This window comes from Streptomyces sp. R21 (assembly GCF_041051975.1).
Lineage (GTDB): Bacteria > Actinomycetota > Actinomycetes > Streptomycetales > Streptomycetaceae > Streptomyces.
The window spans coordinates 6100058-6120150 of sequence record NZ_CP163435.1 but is presented as its reverse complement, the minus strand read 5'-3'; the positions used below and the strand labels follow the sequence as shown (position 1 = coordinate 6120150).

The 20093-nt window shown below is 72.5% G+C and carries 10 protein-coding genes; 9 read left to right on the top strand and 1 reads right to left on the bottom strand.

Translation table 11 applies throughout. The features are described 5' to 3' along the window. Nucleotides 1-105: 105 nt before the first annotated feature. Complete coding sequence (locus tag AB5J56_RS27355) at nucleotides 106-1803, bottom strand: serine/threonine-protein kinase (RefSeq protein WP_369235975.1); 1698 nt, start codon at nucleotides 1801-1803, stop codon at nucleotides 106-108. Nucleotides 1804-2243: 440 nt separating this feature from the next. Here AB5J56_RS27355 and AB5J56_RS27350 point away from each other — a divergent pair, with 440 nt between their 5' ends. From AB5J56_RS27350 to AB5J56_RS27310, 9 genes are all read left to right on the top strand, one after another. Then, nucleotides 2244-5705: an FtsK/SpoIIIE domain-containing protein gene (locus tag AB5J56_RS27350; protein WP_369242821.1), complete on the top strand. Its 3462-nt coding sequence runs from the start codon at nucleotides 2244-2246 to the stop codon at nucleotides 5703-5705. 580 nt (nucleotides 5706-6285) lie between these two features. Then, nucleotides 6286-7722: an ABC transporter substrate-binding protein gene (locus tag AB5J56_RS27345; RefSeq protein WP_369235973.1), complete on the top strand. Its 1437-nt coding sequence runs from the start codon at nucleotides 6286-6288 to the stop codon at nucleotides 7720-7722. A 7-nt stretch (nucleotides 7723-7729) separates the two neighbouring features. After that, nucleotides 7730-9094, top strand: a complete 1365-nt coding sequence (locus tag AB5J56_RS27340) for a carbohydrate ABC transporter permease (RefSeq protein ID WP_369235971.1) — start codon at nucleotides 7730-7732, stop codon at nucleotides 9092-9094. Next, the gene (locus AB5J56_RS27335) at nucleotides 9091-10002 is read left to right on the top strand and encodes a carbohydrate ABC transporter permease (protein ID WP_369235969.1); all 912 of its coding nucleotides are present in this window, start codon (nucleotides 9091-9093) and stop codon (nucleotides 10000-10002) included. Before AB5J56_RS27340 ends, AB5J56_RS27335 begins: the two co-directional genes overlap by 4 nt. 154 nt (nucleotides 10003-10156) lie before the next feature. Further along, nucleotides 10157-12424 carry a CDP-glycerol glycerophosphotransferase family protein gene (locus AB5J56_RS27330; protein WP_369235967.1) on the top strand — a complete coding sequence of 756 codons (2268 nt, stop codon included), beginning with the start codon at nucleotides 10157-10159 and terminating at the stop codon, nucleotides 12422-12424. A 215-nt stretch (nucleotides 12425-12639) separates the two neighbouring features. Continuing rightward, nucleotides 12640-14850, top strand: a complete 2211-nt coding sequence (locus AB5J56_RS27325) for a CDP-glycerol glycerophosphotransferase family protein (protein ID WP_369235965.1) — start codon at nucleotides 12640-12642, stop codon at nucleotides 14848-14850. 5 nt (nucleotides 14851-14855) lie between these two features. Continuing rightward, nucleotides 14856-17072, top strand: a complete 2217-nt coding sequence (locus AB5J56_RS27320) for a CDP-glycerol glycerophosphotransferase family protein (protein WP_369235963.1) — start codon at nucleotides 14856-14858, stop codon at nucleotides 17070-17072. Nucleotides 17073-17098: 26 nt separating this feature from the next. Then, nucleotides 17099-18430, top strand: a complete 1332-nt coding sequence (locus AB5J56_RS27315; RefSeq protein ID WP_369242819.1) for a hypothetical protein — start codon at nucleotides 17099-17101, stop codon at nucleotides 18428-18430. 83 nt (nucleotides 18431-18513) lie between these two features. After that, nucleotides 18514-20070 carry a hypothetical protein gene (locus AB5J56_RS27310; RefSeq protein ID WP_369235961.1) on the top strand — a complete coding sequence of 519 codons (1557 nt, stop codon included), beginning with the start codon at nucleotides 18514-18516 and terminating at the stop codon, nucleotides 20068-20070. Nucleotides 20071-20093 lie beyond the last annotated feature (23 nt).

The window sequence follows — 20093 nt, the reverse complement described above, 5'->3', positions numbered from 1 at the left end:
CACCCGCCAGGTGTCGACAAATCCACAGACTCACTCACCGGAACCAGGATCAGTCAGTCACCACAACCGCCCGGAACCGTCAGTAGCCACAACCGCCCGGAACCGTCAGTTGCCGGAGCTGCCCCCCAGATCCCCTATCCACCCGCTCACCGTGTCGTACCAGTCACCGAGCTGGGCCCAGTAACCCTTGCCCTCCCCGATCCAGTCCTGAAGGGGACTGAGTTCCCAGATCAGCCATCCGGCGACAAAGAAGATGACGATCGTGACGAGGCACCCCTTGAGGCAGCCGAGCCCGGGGATCTTCGTCGGGTTGGCGCTGCGCTGGCGCGGCTCGCGCGGCTGCCGGGGCGCGGGCTGCTGAGGCTGCTGCGGGGCCTGCGGCGCGTACCGCTGGTGCTGCGGCTGGGGCTGCGGCGCCGGAGCGTACCGCTGCGGCTGCTGCTGGTGCTGCGGCGCGTACTGCTGGGGCTGCTGCGGATACCCGTACCCGGGCGGCGGCTGCTGCCCCTGCGGCGGCCGCTGCTGCTGGCGCGGCTGCTGCTGGGGCCGGGCGACCTGCCGCTGCGGCCGGCGGCGCAGCGGGTCCTCGCTGGGGTCGAGGTACTGGACCTGCGTCTGCTCGTTGCGATCGCGTGCGGCGCGCAGCTGGTTCTGCCAGGGGTGCGGGTCCTCGGGCCCGGGTCCCTGCGGCCCGCCGGGCTGGTTCTGGGGCACCGGGGGCATGACGGCGGTCGGGTCGGCCGCGCCGCGGTGCGGCAGTACGGAGGTGGGGTCGGCGTCGCCGGTGTGCGGCAGGACACTGGTCGCGGCGTTCGGGTCGTAGGCGCCCGCGCCGTGCGGCAGGACCTGCGTCGGGTCGGCCGCGCCGGGCACGCCGGGGACGGCCGCCGGGGCCGGGTCCGGCGCGAGCAGGGCGCCGACGCCGTCCGCGGCGGCGATCTGCGCGGAGTTCGCGTGCACGCCGACGCCCGCGGCGACGGTGCGCAGCCCCCGGGCGAGGTTCTCGGCGCTGGGGCGTTCGTCGGGGTTCTTGCGCAGGCAGCGCTCTATGACGGTCCACAGCGGGTCGGGAACCGTGGACGGCCGGCGGGGCTCGGCGCTCAGGTGCTGGTGGAGCACCTCCAGCGCGGACCCGCCTCCGAACGGCGGACGCCCGGTGACCAGCTCGTACAGCAGGATTCCGGCGCCGTAGATGTCGACGGCGGACGTCTGCGGACGGCCCTCGGCCGACTCGGGCGCGACGTACGCGGGCGTGCCGACGAACTCGTGCGTGCGGGTGAGGCCGGGCGAATCGGCGAGGCGGGCGATGCCGAAGTCGGTGAGCATCGGGTGCATCTCGCCGCCGTCCTGCTTGAGCAGGACGTTCGCGGGCTTCAGGTCGCGGTGCACGACGCCGTCGGCGTGGCTGCAGGCGAGCGCGTCGGCGACCTGGGCGGTCAGCAGCGCGGCGGCGACGGGCGAGAACGGCCCGTTCTCGCGGAGGTAGCGGTGCAGGTCGGGCCCGTCGATGAGGTCCATGACGAGCGCGAGGAGATCGCCCTCGACCACGAGGTCCCGCACCCGGACGATGTTCGGGTGGGTCAGCCGCAGCAGGACGGACCGCTCGCGCAGGAACCGCATCACGATGTCCGCGTCGTTGGCGAGCTCCTCCTTGAGGACCTTGATCGCCACGGTCTCCCCGGGCTGGCCCGCGACGGCCGCCTCCGAACCCGCGGTCTCCCTCTGGCGGGCGCGCCAGACGGTGCCTGTGGCGCCGCGTCCCAGCGGCTCCTCAAGGAGGTACTTGCTCCCTACCGGCCGCACGTCATGCGCTCCCTGCTGCTTGCTTGCCTGGTCGATCCACCGTGCTACAGGTGTTCCGACCCACTGTAGTGCCGCCGTGCGCGGCACCGGGGTGTCGTCTTCCTGTGCTTCTCTCAGGCGACTACGTACGCCTTCCCCGGCGTGTTCGATGGAAAGACGCTCGCTTCGGACGGTTGGTTGCCGCACCTCGGCGTGACCGATCTCAACACCGGTCTCAACACCGGTCCCAACCGGGCACCGGTCAGGCACTTTTGCGGGCAGAGCCGACCAATCAAGATCACTTACGGGTGGGCGCCGGGCGTGTTGTCAGTGGCAGGTGCGAGGATGCCTTCTGTACTGGCCGACGTGCCTGTGCGCGGTGGGGGAAGTCTGCGGTGGGGGACCGTGCCGAGCTTCGTCCTCGCTCGCGGGCGCCCGCGCAGAAGGGACCGCTGACGGCGATGCAGATCCGGCTGACCGTCGTAGACCCGCTGGGCCCGCAGGGCACTCGCCCCGAGCCGCGGGGGCGCGCCACGACCTGCGATGTGCTGGTCACCGCGCCCGCCGGGACGGCGCTGGCCGCGGTGGCGTCGGGCCTGGCCGCGGCGGTCGGCGGCGAGGGCGGTGCCGCCCTTCCCGAGCGCGGCCGCGAGCTCGGCGGCGGCCCGGTCGTGCTGTACGCGGGCGCCGAGCGGCTCGACGCCCAGCGCTGCACCCTGGGCGAGCCGCCCCTGACGGACGGCGCCGTGCTGTGCCTGGGCTCCCCGGCGGAGCCCGGCCCCGACGTGGAAGGTGTGGCGGCGCAGCTCCATGTCGTCGCCGGCCCGGACGCGGGCGGGGTCCACCTGCTGCACGACGGACAGATCCACATCGGCCGCTCCGCCGACGCGGACGTCCCGCTGGACGACCCCGACGTCTCCCGCCTGCACTGCGCGGTCACGGTCAACCCCGACGGCCGCGTCGCGGTCGCGGACCTCGGCTCCACGAACGGCACGACGCTGGGCGGCTCCCGCGTCGACTCCCGCCCGGTCCGCTTCGCACCGGGGGCACTCCTGCGCGTGGGCGAGTCCGCTCTGCGGCTGGCCCCGCCCGGCACCCCGGAGACCGTGGGGACAACCCCCGACGGAGAGGGCCACGTCCGGGTCGCCACCGAGACCGGAGGCCCGGCCAGCGCCTCTCCCGGTGACGCGAACGGCAACGGAAAAGGCCCCCACGCACGCGTGCAGCCCGCATCGGACACGCGCCCGCCCTCCGGACAGACCCACCACGCCCAGGGCTCGGCGCCCTGGGCCACCCGGTCGACCCCGCACACCGCCGCGGAACCACCCGTCGTACCCGGCCAGGGCAGCGCACCACGGATCGAGAGCAGGGCCACGGCCCCGTCCGACGGAGCCACCCACGGCGGCGGTGCACGCGGAGTGCCGCTGCCCGACGGCCTGACACTGCCAAGCCCACGCGACACCAGCACCGGCACCGGCACCGGCACCGGCACCGGCACCGGCACCGGCACCGGCACCGAAAACGGCCGTTCCTCCCCTTCCCGCGCCGGTACTCCTCTCCGAGGCACGGACGCGCCGTCAGGTGTGTCGCCCGACGGTGGCGGGCGCAGGCGCGGCGGTTTCACCGCGTGGGCGCGGCGGCTGACCGGGGGACGCGGCGAGCCGGTGGAAGCCGGGCCCGAGGCATACGACGAGGAGGAGCCCGCGGAGGTCGAGCCCGTGGGCGCGGTGGCGCAGGCGCCGGAGAGCTGGCCGGACCCGGCGACGCTGCTGCTCACCGCGCTGGGCCCGGGACCGCGGCTCTGGGAGCGCGGCCCGGGACACCCGGAGGTCCTGACCGTACGGCTCGGCACGGCCGACCGGGCGGCGCCCGACGGTTCAGGGCTGCTGCCCGCGGTCCCGGTGACCGCCGGTCTGCGGGAGGTCGGCGCCCTGGGCCTGGCCGGACCCCGCGCAAGGCTCGCCGGGCTGGCGCGCTCGGTGGTGGCCCAGCTCGCCGCGCTGCACTCCCCCGACTCCCTCGAAATCGTCCTGATCAGCACGGACCGCTCCCGTACGCCGGAGGAGCGCACCGCCGAGTGGTCCTGGCTCGGCTGGCTCCCCCACCTCCGCCCCACCCACGGCCAGGACTGCCGCCTCCTTCTGGCGTACGACCGCGAACAGGCGACGGCCCGTACAGACGAACTCCTGCGCCGTCTGGAGGACCACCTGACGGAGCCGGACCGGAACCCGGGTGACGCGCGGGCCGCGCACCGGGCCGACCACACGGACGGCGCGGTGCGCGGCGGCGCACGGCGGCCCTCCTGGGCACGGGACGACGACGCACAGGACGATGGCGCGTTCCCCGGGCCGTTCACGGTGGTCGTCGTGGACGGGGACCCCGGGGGTGCCGACGTGCGCGAAGCCGTGGTGCGGCTGGCGCACGAAGGGGCGCGGGCCGGGATCCACGTCGTATGCCTCGCAGAGACGGCGGCGGCGTCGCCCGCGTCGCCGGTGACGGAGACGTACGAGGCTGCGTGCGAGGCGTCACCGGCGTTCCGTGAGTGCGGGGCCGTCGCGCTGCTCAGCGGTGATGTGGCCACGGCGCTGCGGCTGATGCGGGTGGCCCCGGGCGGGCCGGTGGGCCACGGCACCGTGGCCGCGGTGGACGCGGTGTCGGAGGCGTGGGCCGAGCGGTTCGCGCGGGCGCTCGCCCCGCTGCGTACGGACGGCACCGGCGGCGACCGGCACGCGCGTGTGTCCGCGCCGCTGCCCCAGGCGGCGCGACTGCTGGACGAGTTGGGGCTCGCGCGGGCCACCCCGGCGTCGCTGATGGCGCGTTGGGCGGACGCGGCCGACGACACGGAGACGCTCGGCGGACGCGCCTGGTCCGTTCTGGGCGCCGGGCCGCGCGGACCGGTCTGCGTGGATCTCCAGGCCGAGGGCCCGCATGTGCTGATCGAGGGACCGACGGGCAGCGGCCGTACGGAACTGCTGCGGGCCATGGCCGCGTCGCTCGCGGCGGCGGAGCGGCCCGACCGGCTCGGGATCGTCCTGATAGACGGACAGGACGGCACGGGCGGCAAGGACGCGGGGCGGGGCGAGGGCCTGCGGGTCTGCACGGACCTCCCACATGTCACCACCCACCTCACGGCCAACGACCCGGTGCGCATGCGGGAGTTCGCGCAGTCGCTCAGCGCCGAGCTGAAGCGGCGGGCCGAGCTGCTCGGGCGGCTCGGGTTCGCGGAATGGCACACGCGGCGGGAGGTGTCGGGGCGGATCGTCGCGCAGCGGTCGGCGGGTGCCGGGTCCGGCACGGCGTCCGGGGCCGCACCCGGTGGCGCGTCCGGCGCCGCCGATCTGGACGCGCCGCCCAGTTCGACACTGCGGCTCCGGTCCCCGGCGGCGCGGCAGCGGGAGGAGGCGGGGCCGCCGCTCGCCCGGCTGGTCGTGGTCGTCGACGATCTGGACGCCTTGCTGTCACCCGCGTTGGGGTCGCCGGGGCGGCCGGCCGCGGGGTCCGTCGTACGGGCGCTGGAGGCCGTTGCCCGGGAAGGGGAGCGGCTCGGGGTGCATCTCGTGGCGGCGGCCGGGGTCGGGGGGCGGGCGGTGGAGTCCGACCTCGGTCGGGCCGCGACGCTCCGTATCGTCCTCGACGCGCCGTTGTCCGGGCCGGAGGAACCTGCGCCCGGGCGGGGGCGGTTGTCCGGCGCGGACGGGCGGCTCACGCCGTTCCAGGCGGGGCGGGTCACGGGGCGAATCCCCCGTACGGCCACCCTTCGGCCCACGGTGGTTCCCCTCGAATGGCATCGGATGGGGGATCCGCCTGCCCGGCGTCCCGTCCGCGAACTCGGCAACGGTCCCACCGACCTGGCCCTGCTGGCCAGCGCCCTCGACCGAGCCGCCCGCTCGGTCTCGGCCCCCGAGGTCCCGTCCCTCCTCTGACCCCGGGTACCGGGGTGGGTGGGCAAACCCCGGTCACCCCTTGCCTGTTCGACCACCGGGGGTGGGTGGGCAAACCCCAGTCACCCTCTTCTTCCTTGTCACCCGGCGTGAGCGCTGGCCGGGGGTGGGTCACGCAACTCGGCGCTGACGAGGCGCCGCCTGCGCCCACCCGTGCCGCCCCAGCGGCACGATTGCCCGCAGCGAAGCGAGTACGCACCCGCAGTCGCCCACCGGCGCAAGGGGCCGTGCCGGTACGTTCCTGCCCGTCGCGTAGCAGACCGCCCGCAAAGTCCCGCCATTTGTCACCCCCGGGCAGTACGCCCACGCGGCGACGGGCAGAACGTACCGGCACGGCCCCGACCCACAACGCACCCCCCTGCGAAGGCGCCCCCGCCAGTACCGGCACGGCCCCGACCCACCCACCGCACCCCCTGCGAAAGGCAACCCGCCATCACAACGCGGTCACGATCGTTCACTTGACATCGCAGGCGCTCTTGCCGCCCCCAAGCCCCCAGGCGTAGACCAGATCACACGGGACAGCCGCTCGATCGTTCGACGAGGAACGAAGAACGGGGCAGTGATGCGCAGCAGCCTACGTACACGCAGGTCGTCCAGGGACTCCGAATACCGGCCACACCAGTGGCCGCACAACCAGCCGCACAACCGATCACGCAGGACCACCACAGCCATCGCCGCAGCCATCGCCGCCGGCTCCCTCCTGCTCACCGCATGCGGAGGCAGCGACGACGACAAGAGCAGCAACAACGGAGGCGGCGCCAAGGAGAGCGCCGGCACCGTCACCCTCCCCAAGCTGAACGGTGAGAGCCTGGAAGTCGCCGCCGTGTGGACCGGCGCCGAGCAGAAGAACTTCAAGGCGGTGCTGGCCGAGTTCGAGAAGCGGACGGGCGCGAAGATCACGTTCGTCCCCGCGCAGGACCCGATCATCAACTTCCTCGGTTCGAAGATCGCGGGCGGCTCACCCCCGGACGTGGCGATGCTGCCGCAGCCCGGCGCCATCAAGCAGGCCGTGGACAAGAAGTGGGCCAAGCCCCTCGGCCCGGAGGCCCTGAAGGAGCTGCAGAAGAACTACTCGCAGGGCTGGCAGGACATCGGCAAGGTCGGCGGCAAGCAGTACGGCGTCTACTACAAGGCGGCCAACAAGTCCCTGATCTGGTACAACGCCAAGGTCTTCGAGAACGCGGGCGCGAAGGAGCCCAAGACCTGGAAGGACCTGCTGTCCACGGCCCAGTCCGTGTACGACTCGGGCGTCACCCCGTTCTCCGTCCCCGGCGCGGACGGCTGGCCGCTGACCGACTGGTTCGAGAACATCTACCTCTCCCAGGCGGGCCCGGAGAAGTACGACCAGCTCGCCCAGCACAAGATCAAGTGGACGGACCCGTCCGTCAAGGACGCGCTCACCACGCTCGCCGAGGTCTGGGGCAAGAAGGACTTCGTCGCGGGCGGCGCGAAGGGAGCGCTGCAGACGGAGTTCCCGGCCTCGGTGACGCAGACGTTCACCGGCGGGGACCAGCCGAAGGCGGCCATGGTCTTCGAGGGCGACTTCGTCCAGGTCAACATCACGCAGACGAAGGCCAAGGTGGGAACGGACGCGAAGGTGTTCCCGTTCCCGGCGGTCGGTGCCCAGGCCCCGGTGGTCAGCGGCGGCGACGCGGCCGTGATCCTGAAGGACTCCAAGGCGTCCCAGGCGCTGGCGACCTTCCTGGCCTCGCCCGACGCGGCGACGATCCAGGCGAAGCTCGGCGGCTACCTCTCCCCGAACAAGAACGTCGACAACTCGGCCTACCCGAACGCGGTGCAGCAGAAGATCGCCAAGGCGCTGATCGCCGCGGGCGACGACTTCCGCTTCGACATGTCGGACCAGGCCCCGCAGGCGTTCGGCGGTACGCCGGGCAAGGGCGAGTGGAAGGATCTGCAGGACTTCCTGAAGAACCCGAAGGACATCGCGGGGGCGCAGGCGAAGCTGGAGTCGGACGCGGCCGCGGCGTACGGGAGCTGATCCGGCGATGACGTCGGCCACGGCGGGAGGAGCCCCCGGGACTCCCGCGGCTCCTCCCTCGGTTCCTCCTTCGGAACCCAAACGCAAGAGCGTGACCGGCACCCGCAGAACCGTGGCAGCCCTGTTCCTGCTGCCGGCGCTGGTGCTGCTCGGCGCGCTCGTGCTCTACCCGATCGGGTACTCACTGGTCCGCAGCTTCGGCAACAACTCCGGCAGCGGTTTCGCCGGGATCGACAACTACAAGGCCCTGTTCACGGACGACGGCATCCGAACCGCCCTGAAGAACAACATCATCTGGGTGGTGTTCGCGCCGACGGTCTCGACCGCGCTCGGTCTGATCTTCGCGGTGCTGACCGAACGGGTGAGCTGGGGCACGGCGTTCAAGCTGGTCGTCTTCATGCCGATGGCGATCTCCATGCTCGCGGCGGGGATCATCTTCCGGCTGGTGTACGACCAGGACCCGGACAAGGGGGCCGCCAACGCGGTGTGGGTGAGCGTGCACGACACGTTCGCCGAGTCGTCGGCGTTCCCGAAGGCGCACCCGGGCCGCCAGTCACCGCTTCAGCCGTCGGGCGGCGGTTTCCTCACCAAGGCCCCTGTCCACACGGGCGAATCGGTGGCGCTCCCGCTCCTCGGGGTCGCCCCCGACCAGATGCCGGACAGCGCGAAGAAGGCCGTACAGGCGCCGACCGACCCGGGCAAGGTCACCGGTACGGCCTGGCAGGACTTCACGCGGGGCAAGGGTGTCGGCAAGCTCGGCAAAGTGGACGCGACCGAGCTGGGCTACGCGGGCATGAAGGTCGAGGCGGTCAAGGACGGGAAGGTCGTGGACTCGGCGAAGGTGGCCGGCGACGGTACGTTCACGCTCTCCGCGAAGGCTGACGGTGCCCAACTCCGGCTTCCGGCAAGCAACTTCAAGGAACCGTACAACGGCGTCGACTGGCTCGGCCCGACGCTGGTCACCCCGGCCGTGATCGGCGCGTACGTCTGGATGTGGGCGGGGTTCGCGATGGTGCTCATCGCGGCGGGGCTCGCCGGCATGCCACGTGAACTCCTGGAGGCGGCGCGGGTGGACGGCGCCACCGAGTGGCAGGTGTTCCGCAGGATCACGGTGCCGCTGCTGGCGCCGGTCCTCGCGGTCGTCGTCGTCACGCTGATGATCAACGTGCTGAAGGTCTTCGACCTGGTGTTCATCATCCCGCCGGGCTCGTCCCAGGACGACGCGAACGTGCTGGCGCTGGAGCTGTACCGCAAGGGCTTCAGCGAGGACAAACCGGGCGTGGCCAGCGCGATCGCGGTGTTCCTGCTGCTCCTGGTGATCCCGGTGATCTGGTTCAACGTACGCCGTCTGCGGCAGGAGGTGCGGCGATGACGACGCACGCCGGCGATCTCACGACGAAGACGGCACCCGTCGAGGCCGTAAGGCCAAAGGAATCCCTGGGTTCACGGATCACCGGCCGGATCGGCGGAGGCGTCCTGCGCGTCTTCCTGCTCCTGGTCGGGCTGTTCTGGCTGGTGCCGACCATCGGTCTGCTGCTGTCCTCGCTGCGCAAGCCGGAGGACATGGGCGCGAGCGGCTGGTGGAAGGTCTTCAGCGAGCCCTCGCAGCTCACCGTGGACAGCTACCAGAAGCTGCTGGAGAACGGCGACATCACCGACTCCCTGGTGAACACGGTGCTGATCACGGTCCCGGCGACACTCCTGGTGGTGGTGATCGGCTCCCTCGCGGGCTACGCCTTCGCGTGGATGGAGTTCCCGGGCCGCGACTGGTGGTTCCTGGCCGTGGTCGGTCTGCTGGTCGTCCCCGTGCAGGTGGCGCTGATCCCGATCGCGGAACTCTTCGGGAAGCTCGGCATCTTCGGGTCGATCTTCGGGGTGGTCCTCTTCCATACGGGCTTCGGCCTGCCCTTCGCGATCTTCCTGCTGCGCAACTTCTTCGCGGAGATCCCGCGGGAGCTGCTGGAGGCGGCCCGGCTGGACGGCGCGGGTGAACTGCGCCTGTTCGTACGGGTCGTGATGCCGCTCGGTGGTCCCGCGATCGCGAGCCTCGGCATCTTCCAGTTCCTGTGGGTGTGGAACGACATGCTGGTCGCGCTGGTGTTCTCCAACGCGGGCAGCCAGCCGATCACGGTCGCGCTGCAGACCCAGGTACGCCAGTTCGGCAACAACATCGACGTACTGGCGCCGGGTGCCTTCATCTCGATGGTGATCCCGCTGGCCGTGTTCTTCGCGTTCCAGCGGCAGTTCGTGTCCGGCGTGATGGCGGGGGCGGTGAAGTAACCGCACCTGTCACTCATGTTGGAGAGGGCGGGCCGAAACCGGCCCGCCCTCTCACGTTCACCCCGAATCCCCCCGTATGCCGCATCCCACGTAACCAGATCGGCCCACAGGTCGTTCCCGGGCAGGTATGCCCGCGCCGACCCATGGATGTCCCTTGCCCAGGTTCAGTGTCATCGTCCCCGCCTTCAAGGTTCAGGCATACCTGCACGAATGCCTGGAATCGGTCCTCGGGCAGTCGTACCCGGATCTCGAACTCATCGCGGTGGACGACCGGTCGCCCGACGCGTGCGGCGCGATCATCGACGAGTTCGCGGCCCGCGACGCCCGCGTACGGCCGGTGCACCTGCCCGAGAACGTCGGCCTGGGGCGCGCCCGTAACGCGGGTCTGGAGTGCGCGAGCGGCGACTACCTGGTCTTCCTGGACGGCGACGACACCCTCACCCCGGACGCGCTGCGCGCGATCGCCGACCGGCTGAAGGAGACGTCCGAACCCGACGTCCTGGTCTACGACTACGCACGCACGTACTGGTCGGGCGAGACCCGCCGCAACCAGCTCGCCGGCCAACTGACCGAGCAGGGCCCGGCGCCGTTCCGGCTCGACGACCGTCCGGGGCTGCTCACCGTCCTGATGGTGGTCTGGAACAAGGTGTACCGGCGGGAGTTCGTCGAACGCCAGGGCTTCGCCTTCCCGCCCGGCTACTACGAGGACACCCCGTGGACCTACCCGGTGCTGCTGAGCGCGGAGACCATCGCGACCCTCGACCGGGTGTGCGTGCACTACCGGCAGCGCCGCCGGGGCAACATCCTCGGCACCACCAGCCGGGGGCACTTCGACGTCTTCGAGCAGTACGACCGGGTCTTCGCGTACGTCGACGCGCACCCGGAACTGGCGCACTGGCGGCCGGTGCTGTTCCGCCGCATGGTCGACCACATCGCGACGGTGTTCACCCGGCGTGACCGGCTGCCGCGCGGTACCCGCACCGAGTTCCTGCGCAAGGCCCGTGCCCACTACGCCCGTTACCGCACACCGGGCGCCGGCGTCCGCCCGCACGTCCGGCTGCGGCACGCCCTGGTCCGGCTCGGCAGCCACCGCACGTACCGCCTCCTGTCGCTCGGATCCCGCCTGCGCGGACGGACGCTGAAGGTCACCTCGGCCGTACTGCGCCGGACCCGCGACGCGGCCCTCCACCTGCACTACCTCATCCAGCTCCGCCTCCCGCTGCGCGCCGACCGCGCCGTCTTCTCCAGCCACCGGGGCCGCGGTCACGGCTGTAACCCGGGCGCGCTGGAGTCCGCGTTCCGCACGTTCGCGCCGAAGATCCGCACCGCGTGGATCGCGCGCCCCGAGCACCACCACACGATCCCGGCGTCGACGCGCAGGCTGCGGCCCGGCTCGGCCGCGTACTGGACGGCGCTCGCCCGCTCCAAGTACCTGGTGAACAACGTCGGGTTCGAGCGCGGGATGGTCAAACGCCCCGGCCAGATCATGATCCAGACGCATCACGGCACCCCGCTCAAGCGCATGGGCCTCGACCTTCAGGACCGCCCGGCGGCCGCGCGCGACACGGACTTCGCGGAGCTGCTGCGCTCCGCCGACACCTGGGACTACTGCCTGTCCGCCAACCGCCACTCCACCCTGGTGTGGGAGCGCGTCTTCCCGTCCGGCTTCACGACACTGGAGTACGGCCTCCCCCGCAACGACGTGTTCCTGCAAGCCACTTCGGCGGACGTGGCGCGGCTGCGCGAGTCGCTGGGCATCCCCGAGGACGCGGTGGCGATCCTGTACGCGCCGACGTACCGCGACTACCGCCGCTCCCAACGCCTCACCCTCGACCTGGAGCGGGTGCTGCGCCAACTCGGCCCGCGCTTCGTGGTGCTGACCCGCGCCCACCCCTCGTACGACGCGCCGCTGACGCGGGCGGCCGGGGGCCGCCTCATCGATGTGTCCGGTCACCCGAGCATCGAGTCGCTCGCTCTCGCCTCGGACGCGCTGGTCACCGACTACTCGTCGCTGATGTTCGACTACGCGGGCCTCGACCGGCCGATCGTGGTCCACACGGACGACTGGGAGGCGTACGAGGCGGCCCGCGGCACCTACTTCGACGTGCGCGCCTTCCCGCCGGGCGCGGTCGCGCGCAACGAGGACGAGCTGATCGACATCTTCGCGACCGGCCACTGGCGCGGCTCGCGCTCCACACAGCTGCGGACCGCGTTCCGTGAGCGCTTCTGCGCCTACGACGACGGGCGCGCCGCCGAGCGGGTGGTCCGCCATGTCGTGCTGGGCGAGACGACGGGGCTCCCGCCGGTCGTGCCCCTGGCCGAGCGCCACCCGGTGCCGTCGGCCGCAGCGGCCCGTCCGGTCGCGCCCCTCGCCAGCGTGCCGCCGCCCGGCACCGCCGTCCCCGTCACCGAAAGCCTCTGACCCCGTGCACCTCCCTGGCCTCTCCGACCTCTCTGGCCTCCCTGGCCTCCCTGGCCTCCCCCGTTCCTGAGTTACCGATCCGGAGTACGCATGCCCTCCAGCCCGTCGCGGCCGACCCCCACGCGACCCGCGACCTGGCGACCGGCCGGGCGCCCCGGCCGCCGTCCTCGCGGCTGACACCGGCCCTTCCCGACCCGCTCCAGAGAAAGAGCAGAATGCCCCGCTTCAGCATCATCGTTCCCACCCACGGCGTCGCGGGGCGGCTGTCCCTGGCGCTGGACTCGGTGCTCGCGCAGTCCTTCGCCGACTTCGAGCTGATCCCGGTCTGCGACGCGCCGGACGCCCCGGCGTGGTCCGTCGCCGCCGAGTACGCGGCCCGGGACACCCGGGTCGCCCCGGTGCACTCGCCACCGTCGGAGGGGCTGGGCGCGGCGCGCAACACGGGACTGGGGGCGGCGAGCGGCACGTTCGTGCTCTTCCTCGACGGCGACGACGTGCTGACGCCGGGCGCGCTGGGGGCTCTGGAGGCCCGGCTGCGCGACGAGTCGCGAGACGACGTGGACGTCCTCTACTTCGGGCACGAGCGGGTGCACTGGTGGGAGGGCGAGCCGAGCGAGCCGACCGCGGTCCTCTTCGAGAAGGCGCCCACCGGTTCGTTCACCCCCGACAAGGCCCCGCAGCTGACGGGCGTACGTCTGCCGGCGTGGAGTGCCGCCTACCGTCGCGCGTTCCTCGTCGATCACCGACTCGCCTTTCCCGAGGGCCACTTCACCGACCTGGGCTGGGGCGGTCTGGTGACGCTGGCGGCCGGCCGCATGGCGGTGCTGCGGCAGGTCGTCGTACGGCATCTGCTGCGGCGGCAGGGCAGCCGGCTCAACTCTCCCGGTGAGCACCAGCTCGAACTCCTCGACCACATCGACCTGGTGCTCACCCGGGCCCACGAACAGTGCCTGCCCGCCGCGCGGTTGAGGCCGCTGTTCGAGCATCTCTTCACGATCGCCCTCAAGACGGCGGCCACCCCGCAGCGCCTTCCCGCGGGCCGTCGCCGGGCCTTCTTCCGGCGCGCGGGCCGGCTCCACCGGCGCCACCGCCCGGCCGGGTTCCGTCCCCCGGCAGGGAGTCTCGGCGTGCAGCACCGGCTGCTGGCGACCGGCGCGTACAGCGCGTTCCGGGCGCTGCGCGGCACCAACAAGGCCCTGACGAGGGCCGCTTCGGGGCTGCCGCGCCCCCGGCTGCTGCGCACGCGCGGTATGTACGCGGCGCAGCTGCGCCGCCCCCTCGACGAGAACCTCGCCGTGTACTGCGCGTACTGGGGCCGCGGTTACGCCTGCAGCCCGGCCGCGATCCACGCCAAGGCCCGTGAACTCGCCCCGCACATCCGCTCGGTGTTCCTGGTCGAGCCGGAGGCGGTGGAGTCGCTTCCCGAGGGCATCGACCACGCGGTGATCGGCAGCCGCCGCGCCTGGGAGGCGCTGGCCCGCGCCAAGTACCTGGTGAACAACGCCAACTTCGCGGACGCGGTCGTCAAACGCCCCGGCAGCGTGCACGTACAGACGCAGCACGGCACGCCCCTGAAGAAGATGGGCGTGGACCAGTCGACGTACCCGGTGGTGGCGGCCGCGACCGGCAGCTTCACCAAGCTGCTGACCCGTGTGGACCGCTGGGACTACAACCTCTCCTCCAACCGGCACTCCACGGAGATGTGGGAGCGCGCCTTCCCGGGCTCGTACGAGGCCCTGGAGTACGGCTATCCGCGCAACGACGTGTACTACACGGCGACCGCCGACGACGTGGCCCGTCTGCGGCGCTCTCTCGGCGTCCCCGAGGGCAAGCGGGCCCTCCTCTACGCGCCCACGCACCGCGACTACACCACCGGTTTCGACGCCCGCCTCGACCTGGAGGAGTTCTGCGAGGCGGCCGGCGAGGACTTCGTGGTCCTGCTGCGCGCCCACTACTTCTACGACCAGGGCGCCCGCAGGAGCAGCGGCCGGATCATCGACGTGACGCGGCACCGCTCCTCGGAGGACGTGTGCCTGGCAGCCGACGCACTGGTCACCGACTACTCGTCGATCATGTTCGACTACGCCAACCTCGACCGGCCGATCGTCGTGTACGCCGACGACTGGGAGGTCTACCGGGAGACGCGGGGCGTCTACTTCGACCTGATGGAGGCGCCACCGGGACCGGTGGTCCGTACCCCCGAGGAACTGGCGCGCGCCTTCCGCGACGGCTCCTACGCGGACGCCGAGGCGACCGCGCTGCGGGCCCGATTCCGTGAGCGGTTCTGCCAGTTCGACGACGGAAGGGCCGCCGAACGGGTCGTACGGCGGGTGCTGCTGGGCGAGCCGCCCGAGGCGATCCCACCGGTGCTCCCCCTCGCCGAGCGCACCCCCGCCCCCGCCGCGACGACCCTCGTAAGGAACTGAGTCCCGTGCCCCGCTTCAGCGTCATCGTCCCCGTCTTCAAGGTGCAGGGCTTTCTGCGCGAGTGCCTCGACTCGGTCCTTGCGCAGTCGTTCACGGACATCGAGGTGATCGCCGTGAACGACTGCTCGCCGGACGGCTGCGGCGCGATCCTCGACGAGTACGCGGCCCGCGACCCGCGCGTGCGGGTGCTGCACCTGCCGGAGAACGTGGGGCTCGGCCGGGCCCGCAACGCCGGAATGCCGTACGCCACCGGGGACTTCCTCTTCTTCCTCGACAGCGACGACACGCTCACGCCGGGCGCGCTGCGCGCGATGGCCGACCGGCTCGCGGAGAGTGCCGACCCGGACGACCCCGACGTCCTCGTATTCGACTACGCGCGCACCTACTGGTGGGGCGGCACCCGCAGGAACGTGCTCGCGCGGGTGCTCGCGGAGGGCTCCGCCGGGACCTTCACCGTGGCCGAACACCCCGAGATCCTCGAACTGTTGATGGTCGTGTGGAACAAGGTGTACCGCCGCGACTTCGTCCAGCGGCACGGCTTCGCGTTCCCGCCGGGCTACTACGAGGACACGCCCTGGACGTTCCCCGTAATGCTCAGCGCTGAGCGGATCGCCACGCTCGACCGGATCTGTCTGAACTACCGGCAGCGCCGTCAGGGAAACATCCTGTCCACCACCAGCCGCAAGCACTTCGACATCCACGAGCAGTACGAGCGGGTCTTCGCCTTCGTCGACTCCCGCCCTGAGCTGGCGAGTTGGCGCCCGTATCTGCACCGCAAGATGGGCGAGCACTGCCTCGACATCCTCTCCAAGCCGGACCGGCTGCCCGCCTGTGACAAGGCCGAGTTCTTCCGCCTGACCGCCGCGCTGTTCCGCAAGCACCGGCCGCAGGGACCGGTGCCCCGCGAACTGCGCGTCCTGACGGGCGGTTACGCCGGATACCGCTCCCTGCGGCAGGCGGCCCGCGTCGCCAAGGGGCTCGGGCAGCGGCGGCAGCAGGTGCGCAAGGCGGCCACCGGGCGGATCAAACGGAGCTGGTCGAGCCTGCACGAACACCGGGCGCTGGACCCGAACCTGGCGGTGTACTCGGCGTTCTCGCACCGCGGGGTGCTCGGCGACCCCGCCGCCGTCCATGCCAAGGCGCGTGAACTGGCCCCGCACATCCGCGGAGTGTGGGTGGTGCGCGAGGAGCAGGTGCCGCTGCTGCCGCCCGGCATCGAGTACGTCACCCCGGACTCGGCGCGCTACCGCCAGGTCACCGCCCGGGCCACGTACTTCGTCAACAACGTCAACTGGCCCGGCTCGCTGGTCAAGCGCCCCGGCAGCGTGCACATCCACACCCACCAGGGCACCCCGCTCAAATACATGGGTACCGATCTGCTGGACAAGCCCGGTGCGCGGCACGGCTTCGACGTGCCGCAGATGCTGCGCCGCGCGGACCGCTGGGACTACAGCCTGGTCGCCAACCGCCACTCCGAGCTGGTCTGGGACCGTGCCTACCCCTGCCACTTCACCTCGCTGCGCACCGGCAGCCCCCGCAACGACGTGCTCGTGCGCGCCACCGCCGAGGACGGCGCCGCGGTCCGCGCGAGGCTGGCCATCCCGGCCGACCACCGGGTGGTGCTGTACGCGCCGACGCGCCGCGACTACATCCGCGGCGGCCACATCGACCGTGTGGACCTCGCCCGGTTCGCCGACGACCTCGGCGAGGGCACCACCCTCGTCGTACGGCTGCATCCGTCGCTCGCGGACGGGCCCGCGCGCGGTCTCGGGCTGGCCGATCTGCACCGGCGCGGGGTCGTGGTGGACGCGACGGACGAGCCGCGCGTCGAGGATCTGATGCTCGCCGCCGACGCCCTGGTCACGGACTACTCGGCCCTCATGTTCGACTACGCCAACCTGGACCGGCCGATCATCGTGCACGCCGACGACTGGGGCGCGTACGCGGCGAGCCGCGGCGCGTACTTCGACATCACCGCCGAGGCGCCGGGTCATGTGTCGCACTCCTACCGGGAGTTGGCATGGCTGTTCGCGTCCGGAGCCTGGCAGGACGCGGAGTCGGCGCGGCAGCGGGCCGGATTCCGGGCGCGGTTCTGCCAGTTCGACGACGGAAAGGCAGCCGAACGGGTGGTACGGCGGCTGATGCTCGGCGAGCAGGTCGCGGAGCCGGTCTCCGTCCCGGCGCCCGTACGCGCCACCCACGACCAGCTCACCTCGTCGTGAAACCACAGCTCGTGAGACCACATCTCGTGAAGCCGCGCACCTGGGTCCTCGCCCTCGCCGCCGTCTTCGCCGTCCTGCAACTCGCCAACGTCAACGGGCGGGACACCCCGGACACCAAGAACTACCTGTCCTACGCGCTGAGTCTGCGCGGCGACAGCAAGCAGGCCGCGGCCACCGCCACCATCGACTACGCCTGCGCCGGGAAGGCGTCCATCGCGCGCCGCAACCAGAGCGTCGACGTGGTGCGCTTCCACGCGCCGAGCCCCACCCGGCGGGTCGTCGAGGAGTGCCGGGGCTACGAGCAGTGGCAGGTGGCGAAGCGGCTGCGCGCCGGGCAGACGGGCGGGCACACCGTGCCGTTCATGCCGCCCCGTTTCATGCGCATCTTCGAGGTGCGGCCCGGATACCCGGTGTTCCTCGTCCCGTTCATCACGGTGTTCGGGGTGACGTGGGGGCTGTGGACCGCGGGCGTGGTCGTCACGGTCGCGGGCGGCGTCCTCGCCTTCCTGGTCCTGCGCACCCTGCGTGCGCCTCTGCACCTGGCCCTGACCGGCCAGGCACTCTTCTACGTCCTGCCGTGCGGGACCACCGCCATGCGCCCGATGACCGAGGGGCTGCTGCTGACGCTGACCCTTGCGGCGCTGTGGGGCTGCGCGCTGGCCCTGGACGGCCGGACGCGGGCCGGGACGGCACTGGTCGGCGGGTCGCTGCTCGCGCTCTTCACCGTCAAGCACTCCCAGGCGCTGTTCCTCGGGGTGTGCCTGGCGGGGGCGTGTGCCGCCATCGGCGTACGGCGTGGGATGCGCGCCGGAGCCGTACGGCATGAGCGTCCGCTGCGGGCGTCCGGGCAGTGCTGGCGGGCGCTCGGTCGTCCGCTGCGGTCGGTCGCGGTGGCGGCGTCCTGCGCGGCCGTGGGCACGATGCTCGTGGCGAGAGTGCTGCACTACCCGTCCGAGGCCGAGAGCCTCCAGGATCTGCTGACGAACCACTTCAACCGCCCCGACCGCACGCGCCTGTGGCCGGAGTTCCTCCACCTGGAGTTCGACTTCTGGGTGGAGTGGCTGCGCCGCCAGCTCTGGGACCCGCTGTTCCTGGCCGCCGTGTCGGCGTCGGCCTGGGGCGCGCTGCGCCGCCGCCCGGCGTTCGGTGTCTTCCTGCTGGGGGCCGCGTTCACCGGCGTCCTCAACCAGGCCGGGCACCCCGACATCAACATCTACGGGGACCGGCTGATCGTGCTGGCGTGGCTGCTGCCGGTGGTGGGGCTGCCGCTGCTGCTGGAGCATGCGGTGCATCCGCAGGCCCGGACGTCGGGCACGGTGCCGGGCCCGCTGCGAAGTGACGCCGCGGTCGCTCGATGAGGTGACACCCACCGCGCCACGGCCCGCTGCGGGTACATACGACAAATGCCCCGAACCGCTCCGTGCAGCCCCCGCTCCCTCCGGTGAGCGCCGAACTCGTCGTCCGGCGGGCCGTGCGCGGGGCGTCCGCGCTGCGCGGCGGCCGGACCTGGCGCCCGACGCCGTATCAGGCCTTCGGCTTCCTGTTCTTCCTGGTGATGACGCTGGCGTACTGGCGCGTCCCGCTGTGCTGCGACGCCGGGCAGCACGCGGCGGTCGTCGAGCGGCTCAGGGCGGACCTCCTCCATCCGGCCCATCCGACGGCGGACCTGCCGGGCGCCGGCAGCCCGGCCTATTCGCCGTACGCCGTGGCGGAGGGGGCCTTCGCCCGGCTGACGGGGCTGACGGGATGGGAGGTGGTGCGGGTCGCCGGGCCGCTGAACCTGCTGGTGCTGCTGACCGGCGTCGGCCGTCTGGTGCGGGTGCTGACGCCGCGGCCCTGGGCGCCGGTCCTCGCGCTGCTCGCGATGACGCTCCTGTGGGGCACCGAGCGGGCCTGGTGGAGCGGCTCGCCGGGGCTGCTGCCGATGACGGGCAACCTCGCCGATCCGTCGATGTTCGCGCTCGGCCTGACCTTCTGGGCCTGGGCGCTCACGGGATCGCGGGCTCGTGGGGAGGGGCTGGTGCGGTACGTCGGGCCGAGCGGGCTGCGCAGCGTGGGCGGGTACGCGGGGCTCGGCGCGCTGTACGGGCTGATCCTGCTCGTCGACCCGATCACGTCCGTCGCGGCGAAGCTCGGCGCGGTCGCGTTCGTGGCGGGGTGGCAGCGGGACTGGCGGGCCGCCGTGACGGCCCGGTGGGTGCTGGCCGGTGCCGTGGCGTTGCTGGTCGCCGTCTGCTGGCCGTACTTCGACGCGTTCGCCCCGGGCGACGGCGGCGTGGACCCGCTGCACGCACGGTTCTACGAGGGGATGCCCGGCCACTGCTGGCTGGCGCTCATCGGGGTGCCCGCACTGTGGGCGCGGGCCCGCCGTGCACGGCGCGATCCGCTGGTGCTGATGTTCGCGCTGGAGTGCCTGGCGGTGGCGTACGGCTGGTTCAGCGGGCGTTACGCGTACGGCGGGATCCTGGGGCTCACGCTGGTCCCGCCGCAGTTCGCGCTCGCGGTGGAGCTGGCGGCGCCGCGGCCGTGGAGTGCGGCGCGGCGGATGCTGGGGTGGGTGACGGCGGCCGGGGCCTGCACCGGGTTCCTCACGGTGCAGGGCGGGGCGGTCGTGCCGCGGGCGCTCGATCCGGTCGGCTTCGAGCAGCCGCCGAGCTGGCCGACGTACGACTGGGCGGCGCGGTACATCGGGCCCGGCGAGGCGGTCGTCGCCGACGGGTACTACGCCGTGCGGCTGATCCCGGGCTACGGCGCGGACCTCGCCGCGCCCGCCCTGCCCGACCCCGCCCTCGACGAGGGTGCGCGGCTGCGACGGCTCGCGGCGGTGCGCGCGTACCTCGATCCGGCCTCGACCCGCGCCGAACGCACCGCCGTCGCCCGTCGGTACCACGTCCGCTGGCTGTTGCTGACGCGCCGGCGGTGGGTGCCCGAGGAGGCGACGGTGGTGGCGTGGAGCCGGGAGACCGGCGAGGTGCTGGCGCGGGTCGGCGGCTCCTGACGCGGTGTCGGCCGGTGCCGACG

Bases quoted from the DNA above. Each gene is read 5' to 3' on its own strand.
- AB5J56_RS27350 (WP_369242821.1), top strand. From the start codon at position 2,244: ATGCAGATCCGGCTGACCGTCGTAGACCCGCTGGGCCCGCAGGGCACT.
- AB5J56_RS27345 (WP_369235973.1), top strand. From the start codon at position 6,286: ATGCGCAGCAGCCTACGTACACGCAGGTCGTCCAGGGACTCCGAATAC.
- AB5J56_RS27340 (WP_369235971.1), top strand. From the start codon at position 7,730: ATGACGTCGGCCACGGCGGGAGGAGCCCCCGGGACTCCCGCGGCTCCT.
- AB5J56_RS27335 (WP_369235969.1), top strand. From the start codon at position 9,091: ATGACGACGCACGCCGGCGATCTCACGACGAAGACGGCACCCGTCGAG.
- AB5J56_RS27325 (WP_369235965.1), top strand. From the start codon at position 12,640: ATGCCCCGCTTCAGCATCATCGTTCCCACCCACGGCGTCGCGGGGCGG.